Consider the following 22,048-nt stretch of genomic DNA (forward strand, 5'->3'; position numbering starts at 1 on the left):
GTGACCAACGCAAACATTGAAAACCACGACCCATACGAAGCAGAGACGCTCGGAGAAACCGTCCCCCTCCAGGAGGGATTAGTTCCAGCCGTCATCACGAGCACGGGCCCCAACGTGCCAGGCGTTTCCGCGGCGTTCTTCGACCAACTCGCCGCCCACAACAGTCAGCTTCTCGACGTCGAACAATCTGACTTCCGTGGGCGCCTATCCTTAGCCGCCTTCGCTGGCGTCCACCCCGACAAGCTCGCTTCCTTGCACGGAGGTTTAGCACAAGCGCTCCAGTCTCTGAATCAGCAAGTTACCGTCGAACTAGTAGATATGCAGACGACCTCACGTCCGCGTTCTACCCACGTCGTCGTGATGCTTGGTAACCCAGTGGAAGCAGTCGACGTCTCCCGCGTCGGTGCGGCCCTTGCAGCGCACGGGGCAAATATTGACCGTATCCGCGGAATTTCTGAGTACCCAGTCACCGGCCTGGAACTATCCATCACTGTGGCCGATGCCGCTCCGGGTGGGGCTCAGGACCTCCGCGCGGATTTGGCAGTTCTGACTAAAGAACTCAAGGTGGACATCGCGATGGAGCGTGCCGGACTGCTGCGCCGTTCTAAGCGCTTGGTGTGCTTTGACTGCGATTCCACCCTCATCACCGGCGAGGTCATCGAGATGCTGGCTGCCCACGCCGGCCGCGAAGAGGAAGTGGCTGCGGTGACTGAGCGGGCTATGCGCGGAGAGATTGATTTCGAAGAATCACTGCGTGAACGCGTCCAGGCTCTCGCAGGGCTGGATGAGAATGTCATCAAGGAAGTCGCCGATTCTATTGAGCTGACTCCGGGCGCCCGGACCACAGTCCGTACCTTGAAGCGCATGGGTTACACCGTGGCGGTCGTATCCGGCGGGTTTAATCAAGTTCTCGAAGGCCTTGCCGAGGACCTTGGACTGGATTACGTGCGCGCCAACGAACTGGAGATCGTCGACGGCAAACTCACAGGCAAGGTGCTGGGCAAGGTAGTCGACCGCGCGGCGAAAGCTGAATTCCTCCGTGAGTTCGCCACTGATCAGGGTTTGAAGATGTACCAGACGGTAGCGGTCGGGGATGGCGCAAATGACATTGACATGATTTCTGCTGCGGGCTTGGGCATTGCCTTCAACGCAAAGCCGGCGCTGCGTGAGGTTGCAGACACTTCGGTGAACCACCCGTTCCTCGATGAGGTCCTCTACATTCTGGGCATCCCACGCGACGAGATCGACGCCTCCGATTCGGAGGATGGCACGGCCCGCAAGGTTGCTCTGCAGTGACCGGGGAATTCTCCCCGGAGGAACTCGAAGCTATCCTTGCGGCGCACGCCTTGCTGGTATCGCGCACGAGCGACGACTATCACCAGCGCTACGAGGATCCGGAGCATCCGGAGACCGTGCAGGCGATGCAGATCGTCCTCAACATTCCGAAGGCCGATCCGCCGGTGGCGACAGATCTCTATGAGGCCGCAGCCGCGGCTGTCGTCGGGGTGTGCCTGGCGCCCCAGGCCGGTCGACCGGGTGCCTGGCAGGATCACCTGCTGGCGTGGTACGACCACAGCATTCGGAAAGTAACGCGTCGCGCCCGCAACAGTCCGTGGCGCGCAGTACAAGCGCTGCCAGGAGTGACGGTAGGGGACCACGCACGGGCTTTCATTCCTTCCGCTGTTTCGGAAGTCCCACACGAGATTTCCAAATTGCAGATTAAAGGGACGCAACTGCCTGCCGATGAACCCGGACCAGCGCCGTCGGGGCGGCCGGTGGTGTATGTGGATGCATCGTTAAGCATGACAACCGGGAAGATCGCAGCCCAGGTCGGGCACGGTGCCATGCTGCTCGCCGCAGCGCAACCTGCGGACTGGGTGCTGGGGTGGGCGCGCACTAGCTTTGCGACGTCCGTCCGGCTGGTAGACCACGACCATTTCACGCACCTGTGCGCCAAAGACGGCGCGGTGACGGTAGTGGACGCCGGGTTTACAGAAATCGCGCCCGATACAGCCACGGTGGTCGCGCTACCGGAACCGCCTAAGGGGTAGCCACCAAGCGTTTCAGGGCCCCGCGTACAACCGTGGGGTCTTGGGTGGGCCAGAAGTTGGGCATGGAATCGCGCAGGAAACTCCCGTAGCGTTTGGTGACAAGGCGCTGATCCAAAACGGAGACCACGCCGCGGTCGTCGGTAGCGCGGAGCAGTCGGCCCGCGCCCTGTGCCATAAGAAGTGCTGCGTGGGTTGCCGAAACCTCCATGAACCCGGAACGGCCTTCTGCGTTCGCGGCCTCGCTGCGGGCCTGCTGGAGGGGGTCATCGGGGCGCGGGAACGGAATGCGATCGATGATCACTTGGCTCAGCGAGGGGCCAGGTACGTCAACGCCCTGCCACAAAGTCAGGGTGCCGAAGAGGCAGGTGTTTTCGTCAGCGGCAAATTGGGACACCAAGGAACTGATGGAATCGTCTCCTTGGAGCAGGACATCCATGGGCAGCCGAGGGCGCAACGCTTCAGCGGCCTGTACGGCGGCGCGTCGGGAAGAAAACAGTCCTAGGGTGCGGCCCCCGGCAGCCATGATGAGCTCATAGATTTCATCGAGGGTTTCCGGGGCGATGCCGTCGCGGCCCGGCAGCGGAAGGTGTCGGGCCACGTACAAGATCCCCGATTTACGTGGGTCAAACGGCGTGCCCACGTCCAAGGAATCCCACGACCCCTTCGGCAGGCCCCACGAGGCGGCCATGGCGTTGAAGTTACCGCCCAAACTCAGCGTCGCCGAGGCCAGAATCACGGTGTTTTCAGCGAAAAGATGCGTGTTCAGCAACCCCGCGACCGAAAGGGGCGCAACGGTCAAGGTTGCGCCACGACGCTCGTCGACAACGAGCCACGCCACGTCCGTCTGCTTGGCGGGGTCCTCAATCTCCATGACCTCGAGGATGCGCACGATTGCGTCGTGGAGGTCCATGAGGTGAGTAGAAAGGCTCTGCCGCTCGGCGAAAGTTTCGGGGTCGTTGGCCAGTTCGCCGTCGGGGCTTTTGTTCGTCGCGGCACGTAAGGACCAGATGGCGTCGCGAAGCGTCACCAGAAGGGTGCGGGTGTGATCGTCGATGGAGGTCCACCGGCCATCAGGAAGGGTAGGAGCGTGGTTGTCCCACGCTTCGGCTGCGGCCACGAGTTCTTCATCACGCCCATCGGCACCCAACTTGCCGCCACGTTTAGCCGCGAGCTTCAGGGACTGCGCGGTGATTTGCGCGGTAGAGACGGAGGTGATGCGATCGTCGAGTTCATGGGCCTCGTCGATGATGACGACGTCATGCTCGGGAAGGATCGTTGCGTCACTGAGCGCGTCGATGGCAAGCAGAGCATGGTTGGTCACCACAACGTCGACCTCTCGCGTTGCGGCGCGAGCTTTCTCCGCGAAGCAGTCTTCGCCGTAGGCGCAGCGGGAGGCTCCCACGCACTCGCGGGAGGACACGGACACGTGACGCCACACCGACTCCGGGACACCAGGCTCGAGGTCATCCCGATCGCCGGTTTCCGTCTCCTGTGCCCAGTCGTATACGCGCTTAATCTGCGCGCCTAGCCAACTGAGTTGGGTCTCCGAGACGGCCTCATCCTCGCTATCTACGCCCAGTGCTTCCTGGGGTTCGTCTGCTGCGAGCTTGTTGAGGCAGACGTAGTTGGAGCGCCCTTTCTGCAGCGCGAACGTAGGTTCGCGGCCCACGAGTGGGGCGATGGCTTCCGCCAGGCGTGGCAAGTCCCGGCCAACGAGCTGGCGCTGGAGCGCGATTGTGGCGGTGGAGACCACCACGGTGGTATCCGTTTCAATCGCGTGCTTAATCGCCGGCACCAAATAGGCCAAGGATTTACCCGTGCCCGTGCCGGCCTGGACGGCAAGATGCCGCTGCGTGGCGATGGCCTTGTCCACCGCGTCAGCCATGCGAGATTGGCCGTCGCGGCGGGATCCCCCGAGCGCCTCGACCGCTGCTGCTAAAAGGTCGGACGTTGTCAGTTCATCAGAAGAACTCATACACCCTAGTTTTGGCCACTCGGTGGGAAACCGACAAATCGGGTGCCCAAGGCGGGCTCGTCCCGTGACAGTGCCAAACCCTCCCACGGTAGGGTGACCAGTTGGTCCGCGAGGAAAGACCGGGATTCCTCCAGAGTAGGCAGGCCCTCGACCAGCTTGCCATCCTCGATGAGCAGGTGCGTGCGCTCCTCCAGGTGCGCTGCACCGAGCTCCGGCGCGGGCGCGTCGAAAGGCACCACAATCTCTTCGATCGCAGTCCCGGTGGCGCGGTAGGCGCGCAGGCCCCGCTTAGCGCCCGCTTGCATCTCCTTGTTGCGCGACCGCTTTGCGACGGGATGGCCGTCAACTTCTACTAGCTTGTACACCATGCCAGGCGTGGGCGCTCCAGAGCCGGTCACGACAGAGGTACCAACGCCGAAGGAATCTACCGGCTCCCCGCGCAGTCCAGCGATTGTGAACTCGTCCAGGTCGGAGGAGACCACAATCTTGGTGTTGTATGCGCCCAGAGAATCTAGCTGGCGGCGTACGCGACGCGTCATCACGCCTAGATCTCCGGAGTCAATCCGGACGGCGGCGAGGTCAGTGCCGGCTACCTCAATGGCGGTGGTGACGCCTTGGGTGATGTCGTACGTATCTACCAGCAGGGTGGTGTCTTTACCGAGTGTTGCAACCTGGGACTCGAACGCTGCGCGCTCATCCGGTTGTCCGGATTCATCAACGTGCAAGAGAGTCCAGGCGTGGGCTGCCGTGCCCGACACGGGGATGCCATACCGATAGCCGGCCTCGAGATTTGAGGTGCCCACAAAACCACCTAAGTAGGCAGCGCGTGACGCGGTCACAGCCGCATATTCGTGCGTGCGACGCGAACCCATCTCAACAATTGGTCGGCCGTCGGCGGCCACAACCATGCGCGCGGCAGCAGATGCGACCGCGGAGTCCGCATTCATGATGGAAAGGATGACGGTCTCTAGGACCACGCACTCGGCGAAAGTGCCACGCACAGACAAGATAGGGGAGTACGGGAAGTAGAGGTCCCCTTCCACGTACCCGTGCACATCGCCGCTAAAACGATAATCCCGCAGGAATTCGATCGTGGCTTCGTCCAAAAAATCCAGGGACTTCAGCTGGTCTTCGGTGAATCGGAAATCCGTGATAGCGCGCAGCACGCGCGCGGTGCCCCCGACGACTCCGAACCGACGCTCGTTAGGCAGCTTGCGGGCGAACACTTCAAAAGTGCAGGACCGGTGGGCGGTGCCGTCGCGAAGCGCTGCTTGGAGCATGGTGAGCTCGTACATGTCCGTCAGCAGGGCTGTCGAACGGTTCGCCGGCAGGGAGGACGAAGTCGGTGCTGTCATACCGAAACAGTGTAGACCCACAACACAATTTTGGTCAGCAAGATATACGCCGACACCCCCACGTGCGTCCCGCCTTGACTAGGCTTGGGCACCATGAACGCAGGAATGAATGCAGCGATGAACTCAGGGGCAGCCCCGCGCATGGGTTCCCCCATGGCCAGCCCCGAACTTGAAGAAGACATTGCCCTGGACGTCGCCCCGGCTGAAAACATTCCGTGGGTGTGCATCGTCTGGGATGACCCCGTCAACCTGATGAGTTACGTGACCTACGTCTTCGAGCGTGTTCTTGGCTACAGCCGCAAACGCGCGCAGGAACTCATGATGCAGGTCCACACCGAAGGCAAAGCAATCGTCAGTTCCGGTGAGCGGGACAAGGTCGAAGGCGACGTAAAGAAGCTCCAGGTTGCCGGCCTGTGGGCGACTATGCAACAGGCAGGGTAGGAGACTTATTTCATGCAACCGTGGACGAAGAAAAAAGGCCTCATGCGGGCACCGAAGTACGTGACCACGCTCGAGCCCATCGAGCGGGAGGTCTTGGGCAACCTGGCGGCAACCGTGAGTGAGGCACTCATCCACCGCGTCCAATCCGCGCCGAAGGACGAACTAGCAGAGCTCACCGGGCTGACCTCGGGCCACAAAGAAGCCCCCGAGGACCCCGCACTGGCGCGCCTGCTCCCGAATTTCGAACGCGCCCAAGATGAAGAATTCGAAGGCGACAATGCTCTGCTGCGCAGCATTCACGAACCCGATATCTGCAAAGAAAAAATCACTAATCTGCAGTCCATCATCATGGCGATGGGGCCCGACGGCGGCGTGCACGTCTCCATCACCGAGGAGGAAGCGCACAGCTGGTTGAGCGCCCTCAACGACCTTCGTCTCTACGTCTCGGCAGGAACATCCATGGCCGACGACGTCCGACTCATGGGCGATGCCGAGCAACTCGTGGAATGGTTGGCCTACAACCAAGATTCGCTTCTCGACGCCCTCCTGGACTCCTAGATGCCGGGATTGCTCACTGATTGCCCCGGGATTGCAGTCGGGCATTGGTCAGGAACGTCAACGGGTGTTACAGTCGTACGTCCCACGAGCCCCGACGGTGCGTTAGCGGCAGTGGATGTGCGTGGCGGTGGCCCTGGCACCCGCGAGACCGACCTGCTGCGCCCAGAGAACACAGTCACGCATGTTCATGCAGTGACCTTGTGTGGTGGCTCCGCCTTTGGTCTGGCAGCCGCCGATGGTGTGATGCGAGAGCTCGCAGACCGCGGGCACGGTTTTCCGGCGGCACCAGGAATTACAGTCCCCATCGTTCCAGCAGCCGTGATCTTCGACCTTCTCGTCGGGCAGGAGACGCCTAGTCAGGCGGACGGTGCCCGCGCTCTTAAAAACAGTTTCACAGCGGCCACGAATGCGCCCACGCACACCAGCGTTGGTGCCGGGGTAGGGGCGACAGCCGGGAAAATACGGGGAGGTTTCGGGCAAGCGTCCACCTGCGTTGGCACTGAAGCAGGAGAGTACGTTATCGCTGCAGGGATTGTGGCCAATCCGCAAGGTAGTGTCGTCGATAAGCAGGGGAGACTGTGGGCTGACCCCACTCAGTGCGTGGATCCAGAGTCCTATGCTGCGCTTCCTGAGCATCCAGGCCTCAACACGACAATCGGCGTGATTGCTACCAATGCCCCACTGGACCCCGGCCAAGCCGGAAGAATTGCGATGGTCGGCCATGACGGACTTGCGCGAGCTATCCGGCCCGCGCACAGTCCCATGGACGGGGACACGCTTTTTAGCCTCTCTACTGCGGATACTCACGAAGGCCTCGACACCGTCTCCCTGACCGCCTTGTGCGCAGCTGCAGCAGACGTCGTCGAAGAAGCCATTGCAGCGGCCGTCCTCGGAGCCCAGCCTGGGCTAGGATTGACCACCTTCAACCAACTACGCCCCCAAAAAACTAAGGCCTGAGCTCATGAACGCATATCCCCAGTATCCCGCCTATAACTCGGAGCCCGCGCGCCGAACAACCGGTGGCACCTCAACAGGGCTAGCGTATGCGGGCGCTTTCGTAGCGATTATCTGGGCGCTCCACATCCTCAACGTGCTCGTGGGCGGAATGCTGTATCAGTTCGGCATCCAACCGCTTGACGTCTCCTCGCTGTGGCACATCCTCACCGCCCCGTGGATTCACGCCGACTTCGCGCACCTGACCTCCAACACCGTGCCCGGGGCGATTTTCGCCTTCCTGATTGGGCGCTCCGGGGCACGCGTCTGGTGGGAAGTCACCGCGTTCGTCGTCGCAGTCGGTGGGCTGGGCATCTGGTTCTTCGGCGGTGCCGGCACCAACCACTTCGGCGCGTCCATCCTCGTGTACGGATGGCTGGCCTACCTGATCGTCCGCGGGATTTTCAACCGCAGCGCAGGACAGCTTGCCGTGGGAATCACACTCGGTGTCATGTACTCCGGGCTGATTTGGGGCGTACTACCTGGCATGGCAGGAGTTTCGTGGCAGGGCCACCTGTTTGGGGCCATCGGCGGGATCGCCGCCGGCGCCATCATCACGTCCGACGACCCGCCCGCCCTTCAAGAACGTAAACGCACCAAAGCCCTGCGACAATAACAATGCCGCAGGGCAGGGGGTAAAGCGGGAAACGCTCTAATCTTCGCCGGGGCGCACGACCCACACCGCGTGCGCTATCGCTGCGGGGAGGGCCACCGAATGGTCGTCGATAAGCGCGGTCAACGGGTTCGTATTGGTCAGCTCAATTAATGTGCCCGGGAAAATGCCCATCTCATCAGCGGCACGTAAGTCTTCTGGCTCCACATCCGACACGCGCAGAACCACCACCGGGGTATCCACCGGCGCGTCCTCCAAGCGGCGTGCAGACGCCGTGTGAGCGGTATTGCCCTCGGCGTCAGGAATCGGATCACCATGAGGATCATGCGTAGGATGCCCGAGAAGTGCATCAATGCGCTCAACCATGCGCGGGGTCACCGCGTGCTCGAGGCGCTCGGCCTCCTCGTGGACCTCATCCCAGCTGTAATCCAAGGTGGTCATCAAGAACGTTTCAATAAGGCGGTGGCGGCGCACCATCTCAATAGCTAAGGCGCGACCTTTCTCCGTCAAGGTCACCGGCTGATACGCCTGATAATCCACCAACCCTTGCGTGGCCAGACGCTTGACGGTCTCCGTAGCGTTGGCTGTCGACGTCCCAAAACGGTCCGCCAACTTCTTGCTACCCAGCGGGGGTTCGCCCCACTCGGTGGCAGACCAAATGGTTTTCAGATAATCCTGAGCCGTCGGGCTAAGGCCATCGACATATTCTTCAGCCTTTGAGCGTTCCATAATCAGTCAGTGTAGGACACCATAGGCAGGTCGTGCACAGGACGTCCGCTGAGGAACCGCCACGCACCAGGGTCAGGGCGCCGGGGTTAGGATAAGGGGCGTGACTATTCAGGCAGATGCACCCATTGGGATTTTTGATTCCGGACTCGGCGGGTTAACCGTAGCGCGCACCATTATGGACCAGCTCCCCGGCGAATCGATCCGCTACATCGGAGATACTGCCCACGGTCCATACGGGCCCCTGCCCATCGCAGTCGTGCGCGAACACGCCACCCGCATCGCCGACGACCTCGTCGAAGGCGGGGCCAAAATGTTGGTCATTGCCTGCAACACGGCATCCGCCGCATTCCTGCGCGACGCACGCGAACGCTACGACATCCCCGTCATTGAAGTCATCCATCCCGCCGTGCGGCGCGCCATGGCCACCACTCGAAACGGACGCATCGGTGTCATTGGCACGCAGGGAACCATCAACTCAGGCGCCTACCAGGACCTCTTCTCCGTTGCCCCAGGGATTGAAGTCAGCGCGGCCGCCTGCCCAGAATTTGTGCCGTACGTAGAACGCGGAATTACCTCTGGCCCGGACATCCTGAAATTGGCCAAAGAATATACAGCCCCGCTTGTCGACGCCGGCGTGGACACCCTTGTCCTCGGGTGCACCCACTACCCACTTCTCACCGGCGTCATCCAGCTGGCTGTCGGTGATCACGTCACCCTGGTTTCCTCCGCGGAAGAGGCGACGAAAGACGTGATGCGCGCCCTCCAAGACTCCGACATGTTCGCACCAGCCGACAAACCCGCGCACCGGAGCGTCGAGACGACCGGCGATCCAGAAGTATTCCACCGCCTTGCCTCCCGCTTCCTCGGCCCAGGAATCGGCGAGGTACACCAACACCACAGCTAGACGGCTCGCCCGAGCCAGGCCACGAGAGCTACCAGCATTGAGGGGCAAACATTAGTTGGTAACCAAAAGTTGAGTTTAGAAAAACTATGGGACTCGTGGCACTCTATACGTATGAAGGTCACTATTCTAGGAAGCTCTGGGAGCTTGGCCGCCCCAGGCAACGCAGCATCCGGATACTTCATCCAGCCGGACGCCGACACCCCGGGAGTCATCATGGACCTGGGCCCCGGAACCTTAGCTGAGCTGCAAAATATAGGTGACCCCTCCCAAGCCCACGTGCTGTTTAGCCACCTGCACGCGGACCACTGCCTCGATTTTCCCTCACTGCTCGTGTGGCGGCGCTACCACCCGGACGCTGCGGCGAAAGGCCGGAACTTATTGCACGGCCCGTCCACAACCCCGGTTCACCTCGGCCGCATCAGCTCCGATGAGCAGCCGGACGGGGTCGACGATTTCTCCGACACGTTCGCGTTCGCCGCGTGGGAGCACGGCCGGCAGGAAATCGTCGAAAAGCTCCTTGTCACCCCGTACGAAGCAGTTCACCCAGTGGAGGCCTACGCGATTCGCGTTGAGGAGCCAAGTACCGGGGCTAGCCTGGCATACACCGGCGACTCCGCCTGGACGGACAACCTCGTGGACGCTGCGCGGGGAGTAGACCTTTTGCTCGCTGAAGCAACATGGGGCAACACCTGCGAAGGGAAAGTCCGCGGTATGCACCTCTGCGGGCACGAAGCCGGCGCCCTCGCCCGCAAGGCTGGAGCAAAACGACTCGTTGTCGTCCACGTCCCACCATGGATTGACCCGCAGGAAGCTGTCGACGCCGCCGCCGAAGAATTTGATGGCCCCATCGAGTTCGGCCACCCCAGGTCAGAGTACGTACTCTAGCCTCACGGGACGTGCACCACACCGGGTTGCACAGCCTGGGTTGTACAGTAGGGCGCATGACTGAAAACACCCCAGCCCCACGTCCCGACGGTCGCGCTTTCGACGAAATGCGCCCCGTGCGCATCACCCGCGGCTTCACCACCAACCCGGCAGGATCCGTCCTCGTCGAATTCGGAAACACCCGCGTCATGTGCACCGCCTCTGTTGAAGAGGGCGTCCCACGTTTTAAGAAAGACTCCGGTGAAGGCTGGCTCACCGCCGAATACGCCATGCTGCCCGCAGCGACTGCGGAACGTAACCGCCGCGAATCCATGGCTGGCAAGGTAAAGGGCCGCACCCACGAAATTTCCCGCCTCGTCGGCCGGGCGCTGCGGGCCGCCGTCGACCTCAAGGAACTTGGCGAAAACACGATCCAGCTCGACTGCGACGTCCTCCAAGCCGACGGCGGGACCCGCACCGCCGCCATCACCGGCGCGTATGTTGCGCTCGCCGACGCGATTGCCGTCCTCCAAGAGCGCGGCGTGGTCCCCGGAAATCCGCTGAAGGAACCTGTAGCGGCAGTATCTGTTGGGCTTATCGACGGCCGCGTCTGCCTCGACCTGCCGTATGTCGAAGATGCCGGCGCAGAGGTTGACATGAACGTGGTCATGAACGAATCCGGCGAGTTCGTAGAAATCCAGGGCACCGGTGAGGAAGGAACCTTTGACCGCAAGACCCTGTCCACCTTCCTGGACTACGCGGAGAAGGGCTGCCGCGAACTCATCGCAGCGCAGAAGGCGGCGCTCGCCGAGGACGTGAAGTAATGCAGCTCCTCGTAGCCTCCGGCAACGCAAAGAAACTAGCCGAACTACAACGCATCCTCGACGCCCGAGGGCTGGACAGCGTGGAACTGGTATCCCTCAAGGACGTTCCCGCCTACCCGGAACCGCGAGAAACAGGCCGGACCTTCGCCGAGAACGCCCTCATTAAGGCACGCGCCGGGGCAGCGGCATCCGGGTTGCCATGCGTGGCCGATGATTCCGGGCTCGTGGTCGACGAATTGCAGGGTATGCCCGGCGTGCTTTCCGCACGATGGGGCGGTTCGAACGCCTCTGACCAGTTCAATCTGGAACTTGTCCTGGACCAAGTCAAGGACGCTCCTGATGAGCGCCGCGGGGCAGCGTTCGTGTCCGTGTGCGCCCTGGTCACCCCGAATGGTCAGGAAACCCTGTCCGAGGGCCGCTGGGAAGGCACCCTGCTGCGCGCGCCTCAGGGGGACGGCGGGTTTGGGTACGACCCCATCTTCAGCCCGGTCGAGCACCCCGGGAAGTCCTCCGCGGAGCTTACGCCTGAGCACAAGGATGAATTGTCTCACCGTGGCAAGGCCTTAGCGGGGCTGGTACCAACCATCGAGGCGCTGATCTAAAACGACACAAGCCACACCGGGTGCTCCACCTAGTGTGGCTTTTCGTATATTTTCCATTAGTCCAGCTGGAACTGGGCCTTGACCTCTTTACGGCGCTGGTTCTCTACGTAGAAGGAGAGGAATGGGACCACGCCTCCGAGGGCGGTAATGATGGACTTTCCGAAATCCCACCGAGCTCGCAAACCCAAGTTGATAGTGGACAGCAAGAAAGCCATGTAAATCCAGCCGTGGGCGATGGCTACCCACGTGCCCCACGGGGACGTATCCATGCCGAGCACGTACTTCATAATCATCTGTGTGACCAGCAGCAACAGGAACACACCCGTCACCCAGGCAAGAACGGAGAAGATCTTCAGCGCATTTGCTACACGACGTTGCCGTTCCGGGTGAATTCGCGGCTTAGCATTAGCAGAGGAACCTGCAGGCTGTTGAGGGGTAGTCACTTCACCAAACTCCTTGTTATCCGTTTTACTGGGTGAGCGTTAGCGCGGGTCCACATTGCCGCGGTGCTGGGCATTAAGCTGGTTAAACTCCTCGACGTCCAAGGTGGGCCGCTCCGGCAAGAAATTCGGGTCAATCTCGGTTGGGCCGGTCGCAAACTCCAGCTCGTCTAATTGGTAGAGGAAGTCTGGGTCATCAGCACTTTCCTGGGCGTCAATCATCTTGTTTTCGTACTCTAAGAATTTGCGGTATGCGAAAACAAAGAAAGCTCCAAATAGTGGCCATTGGAGGGCATAACCCAAGTTCTGGAAACTGCCCGATCCCGATTGGAAGCGGGTCCACTGCCAGTACGCCAAGAGGATGGTGCATAGGACCGCAATACCCAAGAAAATAATGTGCGATGGGCGCACCTTGGGGCGTTTGCGACGAGAAGCCTCCCCACCAGGGAAGTCCTGGTCCGCGAAATCTTCAGTCACATCACTCACAAGCACACAGCCTACCCGAACTTGGGAGACAAGAAAATATGCATCAGGGGGTGAAACGCTAAAAAGCCGGCAGGTGAGCGTCGTGAAGCGGGGAAGTTTCGCAATACGGGTTTACTGCTGTACTATGTGAATTCGCGCGCCCGTGGCGGAATTGGCAGACGCGCTGGATTTAGGTTCCAGTGTCTTCGGACGTGTGAGTTCAAGTCTCACCGGGCGCACGACGAAAGTGCACACCCCGTTGCTGAAGAAAATTCAGTGGCGGGGTGTTCGTGCGTTTGGCGGGCTTGTGTCGAAATGTGTTTTTGGAAAGCACCTGTGGCATAGTTTCACCCAGGAAACTTTGGAACCATCACGAGGAGCCTTGAAGCCTGTGACTGAAAGCACCGAATACACCATCGCACCACAGACGCTCGCCAACGCGCTCGGAGCGCCGGCAGAACCCGGGCGGCACACATACGCCGTCGCATTCGCAGGGCAGGGATTCCTGTGGTTGACAGGGTTGCAGCGGGTAGCCGTGGGCGCTTATCGACGTCACGTTGCAGACATGCTCGCCGGCGCTGAAGACCTCCTCGCGCCTGTCGCAGGCGAACTTCGGGCGGCGCGTCCCCGCGGTTTCTCCCCGCTGGACTGGGCAGACCGCGAAGAAGGCCCGCAAGCGTGGCTCACTGAACCTGCGGTCAGTGTCCCCGGGATTACGCTGACGCAGCTGGCGACCGTCGTTAGCCTTGAACAGCAGGGCCTTGACCTCAGCACGGCGTCGGGAGTGTACGGACATTCCCAGGGCGTGCTCGCAGCGGATTGGGTGGGGCACCGCGACGCTGCGCGGACGCTTGCTCTCGCACAGCTTATCGGGGCTGCGGTGTCGCGGTATTCGCGTATTCACGGGTTGCGCGCGTCTTCCGACGGCGCCCCCATGGTTTTGGTGCGCGGCGTTGCAGAAGAGGCGCTGCGTAGCGCTCTTGCACTGTCGGCTGGCGCCAGCGGCGAAGGAGCCGCCGTGGGCCTGCGGAACGGACGCCAGTCGTGGGTAGTTGTGGGCCGTCCTGCGGATACTACAGCGGTCGCCGAGGCACTCGCCTCCGCTGACGGGGAAGTGGAGGTAGAAGAGCTGCCGATCGCAGCGGCGTTCCACCACCCTCTTCTCTCTGATGGCGTGGACCAGGTCGTTGAGTGGGCGGCCACGTGTGGTCTTGACGAAAAATGGGCCCGAGGCTTGGCTGAGGCAGTTATGACGCGCCCCGTTGACTGGCCTGCCGAACTCGCAGGAAACACAGCGGACTGGATCCTCGACCTAGGACCCGACACCGGTATGGCCACCGCCACTGAGAAGGTTGTAGCAGGCCGCGGCGTCGGCGTAATCGCTGCCGGAACCGACGCCGGCCAAGACCTACTCTTCCGCCCTGGTGCTGCTCCAGCGCGACCCCGGCCATGGTCCGACTGGGCGCCAAGCATTGTTGACCACGCTGGCCAGCCGGCAGTGCGCACCCGTTTCACTGAGCTGACCGGCCGCAGCGTGACCATGCTGCCCGGTATGACTCCGTCTACGGTTGATCCCCACATCGTGGCGGCGGCCGCTAATGCTGGGCACTGGGCCGAACTTGCGGGAGGCGGCCAGGTTACCCCAGCGATTTTGGAGGAGCACCTAGCTCAACTGGAGAAATTACTCGAGGACGGTGCCGCAGCCCAGTTCAACGCTATGTTCTTAAATCCAGAGCAGTGGCGCATGCACATTGAAGGCTCCCGCCTCGTGCCCAAGGCCCGCGCCACGGGTGCACCAATCGACGGCATCACCATCTCCGCCGGCATGCCAGAAACAGAGGAGGCAGTCGCGCTAGTTAAAAGCCTCCGCGCGGACGGTTTCCCCTGGGTAGCCTTCAAGCCGGGTGCTGCAAACGACATCCGTGCGGTGCTCCGCGTTGCCGCCCGCATCCCCGAGATTCCGATCATCTTGCAGGTTGAGGGCGGCATGGCTGGAGGGCACCATTCGTGGGAGGACCTCGATGGCTTGCTCCTGGATACGTATGCGGAGATCCGCGCCCACGAGAACGTGGTGCTCACCGTAGGCGGCGGCATCGGTACACCGGAGGTTGGCGCCGCTTACGTGACCGGTTCCTGGGCGCAGGCCTACGGCATGCCCGCGATGCCGGTCGACGCCATCATGTTGGGCACCGTCGCCATGGCAGCCCAAGAATCCACCGCGTCGCCCTCGGTGAAGGAAGCCCTAGTCAACACCCGCGGTGGCGGCGACTGGATTCCCGCCGGCGGCGCGCTAGGCGACATGGCTTCTGGGTTATCCCAGCTCGGCGCTGATATTTACGAAATCAACAATTCCTTCGCCCGCGCAGGACGCCTCCTCGACGAGGTCGCCGGCGACGCAGAAGCCGTGGAAGCCCGGCGCGCCGAAATAATCACCGCCATCAACAAGACCTGCAAGCCGTATTTCGGTGATCCGGCCTCCATGACCTACCAGCAGTGGCTGGACCGCTACCTTGAACTTGCCGGCCCGGATGGCCAGCATTGGACGCAGTGGGTGGACGTGACGTGGCGTGATCGCTTCGTGGACATGCTCAAGCGCACCGAAGCCCGCCTCACGGATAGCGACCACGGGACATTTGAGCCGGTCCTGGATTATTCCCAGGCGGAGGTCGCGCCCCGGGAGGTCGTCGCGAAGCTGCTCGAGGCCTACCCGGCCGCAACGACAGATCTTCTGACCTCCTCGGACGCTCAGTGGTTCATTGCGCGTGTGTCCGCGCCCGGCAAGCCTGCCAACTTCGTGCCCGTCATTGACGCGGATGTGCGGCGCCGGTGGCGTTCGGACTCCCTGTGGCAAGCCCACGACCCGAAATACGACGCCGACCAGGTGTGCATCATCCCGGGCCCGGTCGCCGTCGCGGGGATTACTCGGGCAGACGAGCCAGTAGCAGACATTTTTGCCCGCTTTAACGACGCCATCGTCGCTACGGTGGGGCAGGAGCCTGTGGAAGATTCCCGCACCGCTGTCGACATGCTTCTCGACGCCCCTACGGTCTCCTGGGCCGGCCGCCACCGCCCAAACGCCGTGCGTGCGCTCGGTGGGCAATGGCAGCGTGCGGGAAACAACGCTACGCACCCAAGTGGCGCGGTCCTGCGTGGAGCCTCCGACAGTGACACCGTCACGGCGACGTGGTGCCTCGACTACGGGCGCACCCTCACGATTGATTTTGAGGTTTCTTCTGACCCCGCTTTCGTGCCTCGAGTCTCCGCTGAAGCTGCGACCTCCGCAATGAAGGACCTGACTCTGCTGGCAGCCGGAGGACTAAAGCCGGAAGAAGATGCTACTGGGTTCCGTCATGAGGCCGAGTTACAGGCGGCCGATATTGCTGATTACCAGGCATCTACTGCAGATGGTCAGCTAGCCCCCGACGTCCTCGTAGGGTTGGCGTGGCCTGCCATTTTCGCCGCTGTGAGCGCTGCACAATCCACCGCAGGTGAAGCGGTCGTAGAGGGCATGCTTTCCCTGGTGCACCTCGACCACACAGTAAGCGTGCACGCAGACATTACGCCTGGGCGTTACACCGTGACCGCCGATTCTGCGTGCGTGACCGATACCGAAGCCGGCCGTATCGTGGCAGTCTGCGCGGAACTTACACGCGCGGGCGAACCGGTAGCCACATTGAGCGAGCGGTTCATGATCCGTGGGCGGGTCGGCACAGAACACCTCCCCACAGCAGAACCGGCGCGCGACATCCGCAGCACTCCATCGTCACAGCGTGGTGAACTCACGGTCATCGCGCCACAGACGATGGATGCTTTCGCGGCGGTCACCGGTGATCACAATCCCATCCACACCTCTGTGGTGGCGGCACAACTCGCCGGACTGCCTGGGGTCATCGTGCACGGCATGTGGACGTCTGCGGTTGCCGAAGTAGCCGCCCAGCTCGGTGGTGGCCAGATTGCGGAATTCTCTGCGCAGATGGTGGCTCCAGTGTTCCCTGGCCAGGAGGTCCGCTTCACCGTTGACCGCACGGGCGTCGACACCCGTACGGGCAGGGGCGAAGTCCGCACGGTAACCGCAACCGTCGACGGTTCCGTGGTCCTCACGGGGACCGCCACCATGGCAGAGCCCACCACGTTCTACGGATTCCCCGGCCAAGGTATCCAGAGCCCCGGCATGGGGATGGAGGCGCGCGCCCGTTCCGCGGCAGCCCGCGAAGTATGGGATCGCGCTGATGCACACACCCGCAAGGCGCTGGGCTTTTCCATCGTTGACATTGTGGCCAACAACCCGGCCGAAGTCGTGGTCAATGGTGAGCGTTTCCACCACCCAGACGGTGTTCTCTACCTCACGCAATTTACCCAAGTAGCCATGGCCACCCTAGGCGTGGCGCAGGTCGCCGAGCTGGAAGAAGCCGGTGTCTTGGTCCAGGGTGCCTACTTCGCTGGCCACTCCGTCGGCGAATACAATGCGCTTGCCGCCTACGCCCAGGTCCTGTCTCTCGAGGCAGTCCTGGAAATCGTGTACCGGCGTGGCCTGACTATGGACAGGCTTGTCGAACGTGACGTCAACGGTAACTCCAACTATGGGCTCGCCGCCCTGCGCCCCAACAAAATGGGGCTCAGCGCCGACGACGTCTTCGAGCACGTCGCCACTATTTCCCAGCGCACCGGCGAATTCTTGGAGATCGTTAATTACAACATCGACGGTGTCCAATACGCCGTCGCTGGAACGCGCGCCGGGCTGCACGCCCTGCGCGAGGATGCTGAACGCCGCGCGCCGGGTTTGCGTGCCTTCATCCCCATCCCGGGCATTGACGTTCCGTTCCACTCCTCTCAGCTTCGCGACGGCGTGCCCGCATTCCGCAAACACCTCGACTCACTGCTGCCCGACGATGTCAACGAGAGCGTGCTAGCCCACCGCTATATCCCAAACCTGGTGGCACGGCCCTTTGAACTCACCGACGACTTCTTGGGCGCCATGCTCGAGGTTGTGGACTCGCCACTAATCCGCGAGCTGCTCCAGGATCCCGAGCGCTTCGGCAAGCACCGCACGGCGACGGCGCGGACGATGCTGGTAGAACTCCTGGCGTGGCAGTTCGCGTCGCCTGTGCGTTGGATTGAAACCCAAGCACTCGTCTTGAGCCACCTTCCGGTAGACCGCGTGGTGGAAATCGGAGTTGGTTCTTCGCCAACCTTGGCCAACATGTTCGGTCAAACGCTGCGCCTCCCGCAGTATGCGGGCGCGACGGCCGAAATTTTTAACGTGGAACGCGACCGTGCCCTCGTTTTCGCGGAGGATGAAGCGCTGCGTGAGGAACCCCTTGAGGACACCCCTGCAGAAGCTCCCGTAGAAACGCATACGGAGCCTGCACCAGTGGCGACCACACCCGAGCCGGCGCCTGCGCCCGCTTCAGGTGCAACCGGGGATACTCCCGATCTGACGTTTACCGCCGCTGACGCCGTCACCATGCTCATTGCACTGTGGACCAAGGTGCGCCCAGACCAGATGGGCGACACTGACAACGTCGAAAGCCTGGTGGAGGGAGTCTCTTCGCGGCGTAACCAACTCCTGTTGGACCTTGGTGTGGAATTCGGCGTCGGTGCTATCGACGGCGCCGCCGACGCACCACTGCCGCAGTTGCGTGAGCAGGTCACGAGTCTTGCCCGCGGCTACCAGGCATTCGGGCCGGTCCTGAAAGAGACGGTCGCTGACGCACTGCGCCGTCTCACCGGCCCGGCTGGCAAGAAACCAGGCTATGTTGCACAACGGATTGAATCCGCGTGGGGCCTTGGGCCAGGGTGGGTCACGCATGTGATCGCCGCTTTGGTGATGGGGACTCGCGAAGGGGCGTCCTTGCGCGGCGGGGAATTGGCGGTATTCGATGGTGACCTCGATTCGACTATCGACGCAGCCGTGAACGCTGTCGCCGCCGAACATGGAATGAGCGTGGCCAAAGCGCAGGCCAATAGCGGCGGTGGCCAGCAGGTTGACTCCGCAGCATTAGACGAATTCGCAGCGACCATCACCGGCGAGGACGGTGTTTTGGCCTCGACCGCCCGTCACCTTCTGCGAACCCTCGGAGTGGAAGCCCCTGCGCCAGTCGCGGAGATTCCGGATACAGAACTCGAAGATTTGGTCGCAGCAGAACTCGGGCCGCAGTGGGCGCACACCGTCACCCCGCGTTTTGACGCGCGTCGCGCGGTGCTTCTCGACGACCGCTGGGCCTCTGCCCGCGAGGACGTTGCACAGGTCGGCCTGGGACTGTGTGACGAAAGCGAAGTCGACGTCACGGGAACCGGCGATGCTGTCGCTGCGATGGCCGAATACTACGGCCTCACACATCTTGCAGAACAAGCGCGCGATACCACGCCTGGCGAATTCGCAGGCGACATCGCTGTCGTGACGGGTGCGTCCCCGAACTCCATCGCGGCCTCCGTGACCGCACGCTTACTCGCTGGCGGTGCGACGGTTATTGCTACGACGAATTCCCTCAACCACGATCGCCTCGAGTTCTACAAAGATCTGTACCGGAAACACGCCAGGGGTGGGGCAGTCTTGTGGATTGTGGCTGCCAACTTGGCGTCGTTTAGCGACGTCGACTCCCTGATTTCCTGGATTGGTTCCGAACAAACCACCACAGTCGGAGCCGAGTCCGTGGTGACTAAGCCGGCGATGGTGCCGACCTTGGTCTTCCCCTTTGCCGCGCCCCCGGTTTCCGGCACGGCTGCCGACGCCGGCCCAGTAGCGGAAAACCAGATGCGTCTCCTCGTGTGGTCGGTAGAACGCCTGGTTACGGGCCTGTCTTCCCTGGGGGCAGACACGCACATTGGGCACCGCATGCACGTGGTTCTTCCCGGTTCCCCGAACCGCGGTCGTTTCGGCGGGGATGGCGCCTACGGCGAGGCGAAGGCTGCCCTCGACGCCTTCGTCACACGCTGGCACGCCGAACCCGTGTGGGGGCAGCGCACCAGCTTGGTGCACGCACTGATCGGCTGGGTGCGCGGCACCGGTCTCATGGGCGGGAATGACCCGCTTGTGGAAGCCGTCGAGAAGCTCGGTGTCCGCACATACTCCACAGACGAGATCGCTGCCGAGCTCATTGCGGCCGCACTACCTGAGGTGCGCATGGAAGCAGCCACCGGGCCAGTCACGGTGGATCTCACCGGCGGTTTGGGTGAAGCTGACATCGACCTGCCTGGCCTAGCACGTTCAGTGCACGTTACCGCCGGTGAAGAGGCTATTGAGCGGGAGCTTCTCGACGCCCTCCCGGCCCCCGCACGTCCACTTCCACAGACAACACCAGAGTTCGACGGCGTGACCCAAAAGTTGGAGGACATGGTTGTCATTGTCGGCGCCGGCGAACTGTCCCCACTCGGTTCGAGCCGCACCCGTTACGACGTAGAACTCGGTGGCCAGCTTTCGGCTGGTGGCGTTGCGGAACTGGCGTGGTCCATGGGGCTCATCACGTGGGACACTACAGGGCGCACCCCAGGCTGGATTGACGCCGACGGCAACGAGATCCCCGAAACGGAGATCTACGACCGCTTCCACGACGAGGTCTGGCAACGCATTGGGGTGCGTCGCTACCATGACGATTTCGGAATGGTCGATAACCTGGCCCCAGAGTTGACCACAATCTACCTCGACCACGATCTCACCTTCACAGTGGCTGACCGAGGCGTGGCGGAAACATTCCGCGATTCCGAGCCTGCAACCACGGTGATTGCCCCCGCTGATCCGGCAGAACTATCAGGGGAGTGGCTGGTCACCAGGCAGCAAGGCTCCGCTGTGCGCGTACCGCGACGCATGGCCATGACCCGCTTCGTCGGAGGCCAAATCCCAGAAGGCTTCGACCCAGCACGCTACGGCATCCCTGCCGATATGTGTGAAAACCTGGACCGCGTGGCCTTGTGGAACCTGGTGTGCACCGTGGATGCGTTCATCAGCTCCGGATTCAGCCCCGCCGAACTGCTTGCCCATGTGCACCCGGCACGCGTCAGCTCAACACAGGGCACCGGCATGGGTGGCATGGAATCCCTGCGTGGGATCTATGTGGACAGGCTTCTCGACGAACCCCGCGCCAACGACGTCCTCCAGGAAGCCCTCCCGAATGTCATCGCAGCCCACGTCATGCAGGATTACGTGGGTGGTTATGGGCAGATGGTGCACCCCGTCGCAGCGTGCGCGACCGCAGCGGTATCGATTGAAGAAGGCATGGACAAGATTCGCCTCGGTAAGGCAGACGTAGTTGTCACGGGTGGCTACGACGACCTCGGGGTCGAAGGAATCACCGGCTTCGGCAACATGGCCGCAACCGCGGACTCCGCCGCCCTCGAGGCGCGTGGCATCGATCACCGGTACTTCTCACGAGCTAACGACAGGCGCCGCGCAGGCTTCGTGGAGTCCGAAGGCGGTGGCACCATAGTTCTTGCCAGGGCCACGGTTGCAGCAGACCTCGGTTTGCCGGTGTTAGCGGTCGTTGGTTTCGCGGAGTCCTTTGCCGACGGCGCACACACGTCCATCCCAGCCCCCGGTCTAGGTGCGCTGTCTGCTGCACGGGGCAGTACTGAATCGCGGCTGGCGCACGCCTTGGCAGAAGTCGGTGTCTCCGCGGACGACATTGCGGTGATTTCTAAGCACGACACCTCAACGAACGCCAACGACCCGAACGAGTCTGACCTACACGAACGCATCGCTGCCGAACTCGGGCGAACCCCAGGTAAACCGTTATTTGTTGTCTCGCAGAAGACGCTGACCGGTCACGCTAAGGGTGGCGCCGCAGCATTCCAACTCGTTGGATTAACCCAGGTGTTGCGTACCGGAATCATTCCGCCAAACCGCAGTCTTGACTGCGTGGATCCAGCGCTTGCGCAGGACTCCCACATGGTGTGGCTTCGCAAACGTCTCGCGGCAGGAAACCTCAAGGCCGGTCTGGTGACGTCGCTGGGCTTCGGCCATGTCTCCGCCCTCGTCGCCCTCGTTCACCCCGCCGCCTTTATCACGGCCCTGCGCAGCCAGCGCGGGGCAGAAGCGGCGAACGCGTGGCAGGAAACAGCACGCGAACGTGAGCGCGACGGGCAGCGTCGCCTCGATGATGCCATGCATGGTGGTCACGATCTTTACCAGCGACCACTCGAACGCAATCTTGGGGCAGGACCAGGCCGGAAGGAACGCGAAGCCGCAGTGCTCCTCAGCGAGTCCTCCCGTCTGGTGGACGGAAAGTTGGTTCCGTAGGC

Annotated in this window: 16 protein-coding genes and 1 tRNA gene; 12 read left to right on the plus strand and 5 right to left on the minus strand. The window is 62.2% G+C overall.

Translation table 11 applies throughout. The features are described 5' to 3' along the window. Together serB and ATK06_RS05840 are read left to right on the plus strand one after the other, a co-directional pair. Positions 1–1,296 (plus strand): phosphoserine phosphatase SerB, encoded by a 1,296-nt coding sequence (gene serB / locus ATK06_RS05835; protein WP_231913540.1) that lies wholly within the window; start codon positions 1–3, stop codon positions 1,294–1,296. After that, positions 1,293–2,051 carry an aminoacyl-tRNA hydrolase gene (locus ATK06_RS05840; protein ID WP_231913539.1) on the plus strand — a complete coding sequence of 253 codons (759 nt, stop codon included), beginning with the start codon at positions 1,293–1,295 and terminating at the stop codon, positions 2,049–2,051. The genes serB and ATK06_RS05840 overlap by 4 nt, the downstream gene beginning before the upstream one ends. Here ATK06_RS05840 and ATK06_RS05845 read toward each other — a convergent pair. Both ATK06_RS05845 and ATK06_RS05850 read right to left on the minus strand, forming a co-directional pair. Beyond that, entirely contained in the window at positions 2,041–4,026 is a 1,986-nt protein-coding gene (locus ATK06_RS05845; RefSeq protein ID WP_048380169.1) for an ATP-dependent DNA helicase, read from the minus strand. The two genes, ATK06_RS05840 and ATK06_RS05845, sit on opposite strands and share 11 nt — an antisense overlap. 5 nt (positions 4,027–4,031) lie before the next feature. Then, positions 4,032–5,381 (minus strand): nicotinate phosphoribosyltransferase, encoded by a 1,350-nt coding sequence (locus ATK06_RS05850; protein ID WP_098389001.1) that lies wholly within the window; start codon positions 5,379–5,381, stop codon positions 4,032–4,034. A 93-nt stretch (positions 5,382–5,474) separates the two neighbouring features. Between ATK06_RS05850 and clpS the strand changes: the two genes are divergently transcribed. The 4 genes from clpS to ATK06_RS05870 are packed head-to-tail and all read left to right on the plus strand — an operon-like array spanning position 5,475 to position 7,989. Next, entirely contained in the window at positions 5,475–5,822 is a 348-nt protein-coding gene (gene clpS, locus ATK06_RS05855) for an ATP-dependent Clp protease adapter ClpS (protein ID WP_231913538.1), read from the plus strand. Positions 5,823–5,834: 12 nt separating this feature from the next. Beyond that, on the plus strand, positions 5,835–6,380 hold the full coding sequence (locus ATK06_RS05860) for a DUF2017 domain-containing protein (protein ID WP_098389002.1): 546 nt from the start codon (positions 5,835–5,837) through the stop codon (positions 6,378–6,380). Further along, the gene (locus tag ATK06_RS05865) at positions 6,381–7,337 is read left to right on the plus strand and encodes a P1 family peptidase (RefSeq protein WP_098389003.1); all 957 of its coding nucleotides are present in this window, start codon (positions 6,381–6,383) and stop codon (positions 7,335–7,337) included. It abuts the gene before it with no gap. Positions 7,338–7,341: 4 nt separating this feature from the next. After that, complete coding sequence (locus tag ATK06_RS05870; protein WP_048380165.1) at positions 7,342–7,989, plus strand: rhomboid family intramembrane serine protease; 648 nt, start codon at positions 7,342–7,344, stop codon at positions 7,987–7,989. A gap of 36 nt (positions 7,990–8,025) precedes the next feature. Here ATK06_RS05870 and ATK06_RS05875 read toward each other — a convergent pair whose 3' ends face one another. After that, positions 8,026–8,715, minus strand: coding sequence for a metal-dependent transcriptional regulator (locus tag ATK06_RS05875; protein WP_048380164.1), 690 nt, complete (start codon positions 8,713–8,715; stop codon positions 8,026–8,028). A 100-nt stretch (positions 8,716–8,815) separates the two neighbouring features. Between ATK06_RS05875 and murI the strand changes: the two genes are divergently transcribed. The 4 genes from murI to rdgB all read left to right on the plus strand — a co-directional run bounded on the left by murI (position 8,816) and on the right by rdgB (position 11,909). Then, the gene (murI, locus tag ATK06_RS05880) at positions 8,816–9,619 is read left to right on the plus strand and encodes a glutamate racemase (RefSeq protein WP_231913537.1); all 804 of its coding nucleotides are present in this window, start codon (positions 8,816–8,818) and stop codon (positions 9,617–9,619) included. 111 nt (positions 9,620–9,730) lie between these two features. Continuing rightward, on the plus strand, positions 9,731–10,504 hold the full coding sequence (locus ATK06_RS05885) for an MBL fold metallo-hydrolase (RefSeq protein ID WP_048380160.1): 774 nt from the start codon (positions 9,731–9,733) through the stop codon (positions 10,502–10,504). A 56-nt stretch (positions 10,505–10,560) separates the two neighbouring features. Beyond that, complete coding sequence (gene rph, locus ATK06_RS05890) at positions 10,561–11,307, plus strand: ribonuclease PH (RefSeq protein WP_048380158.1); 747 nt, start codon at positions 10,561–10,563, stop codon at positions 11,305–11,307. Next, positions 11,307–11,909 (plus strand): RdgB/HAM1 family non-canonical purine NTP pyrophosphatase, encoded by a 603-nt coding sequence (rdgB, locus tag ATK06_RS05895; protein WP_048380156.1) that lies wholly within the window; start codon positions 11,307–11,309, stop codon positions 11,907–11,909. Before rph ends, rdgB begins: the two co-directional genes overlap by 1 nt. Positions 11,910–11,965: 56 nt before the next feature. Here rdgB and ATK06_RS05900 read toward each other — a convergent pair whose 3' ends face one another. Both ATK06_RS05900 and ATK06_RS05905 read right to left on the minus strand, forming a co-directional pair. Continuing rightward, positions 11,966–12,352 (minus strand): DUF3817 domain-containing protein, encoded by a 387-nt coding sequence (locus ATK06_RS05900; protein WP_048380154.1) that lies wholly within the window; start codon positions 12,350–12,352, stop codon positions 11,966–11,968. A 39-nt stretch (positions 12,353–12,391) separates the two neighbouring features. After that, positions 12,392–12,835, minus strand: coding sequence for a hypothetical protein (locus ATK06_RS05905; protein ID WP_231913536.1), 444 nt, complete (start codon positions 12,833–12,835; stop codon positions 12,392–12,394). Between the two features lie 136 nt (positions 12,836–12,971). On the opposite strand from ATK06_RS05905, the gene ATK06_RS05910 reads away from it, so the two are divergent. Both ATK06_RS05910 and ATK06_RS05915 read left to right on the plus strand, forming a co-directional pair. Continuing rightward, positions 12,972–13,053 (plus strand) — tRNA-Leu (locus tag ATK06_RS05910). Between the two features lie 176 nt (positions 13,054–13,229). Next, positions 13,230–22,046: a type I polyketide synthase gene (locus ATK06_RS05915; protein WP_169916304.1), complete on the plus strand. Its 8,817-nt coding sequence runs from the start codon at positions 13,230–13,232 to the stop codon at positions 22,044–22,046. The last annotated feature ends 2 nt before the right edge of the window (positions 22,047–22,048 follow it).

The sequence above is a fragment of the Corynebacterium renale genome, from assembly GCF_002563965.1.
GTDB lineage: Bacteria > Actinomycetota > Actinomycetes > Mycobacteriales > Mycobacteriaceae > Corynebacterium > Corynebacterium renale.

What these genes read in the sequence shown, in the direction of transcription:
- ATK06_RS05845 (WP_048380169.1), bottom strand. Translation starts at nt 4,026, where the DNA reads ATGAGTTCTTCTGATGAACTGACAACGTCCGACCTTTTAGCAGCAGCG.
- ATK06_RS05850 (WP_098389001.1), bottom strand. Translation starts at nt 5,381, where the DNA reads ATGACAGCACCGACTTCGTCCTCCCTGCCGGCGAACCGTTCGACAGCC.
- clpS (WP_231913538.1), top strand. Translation starts at nt 5,475, where the DNA reads ATGAACGCAGGAATGAATGCAGCGATGAACTCAGGGGCAGCCCCGCGC.
- ATK06_RS05860 (WP_098389002.1), top strand. Translation starts at nt 5,835, where the DNA reads ATGCAACCGTGGACGAAGAAAAAAGGCCTCATGCGGGCACCGAAGTAC.
- ATK06_RS05865 (WP_098389003.1), top strand. Translation starts at nt 6,381, where the DNA reads ATGCCGGGATTGCTCACTGATTGCCCCGGGATTGCAGTCGGGCATTGG.
- ATK06_RS05870 (WP_048380165.1), top strand. Translation starts at nt 7,342, where the DNA reads ATGAACGCATATCCCCAGTATCCCGCCTATAACTCGGAGCCCGCGCGC.
- ATK06_RS05875 (WP_048380164.1), bottom strand. Translation starts at nt 8,715, where the DNA reads ATGGAACGCTCAAAGGCTGAAGAATATGTCGATGGCCTTAGCCCGACG.
- ATK06_RS05885 (WP_048380160.1), top strand. Translation starts at nt 9,731, where the DNA reads ATGAAGGTCACTATTCTAGGAAGCTCTGGGAGCTTGGCCGCCCCAGGC.
- rph (WP_048380158.1), top strand. Translation starts at nt 10,561, where the DNA reads ATGACTGAAAACACCCCAGCCCCACGTCCCGACGGTCGCGCTTTCGAC.
- rdgB (WP_048380156.1), top strand. Translation starts at nt 11,307, where the DNA reads ATGCAGCTCCTCGTAGCCTCCGGCAACGCAAAGAAACTAGCCGAACTA.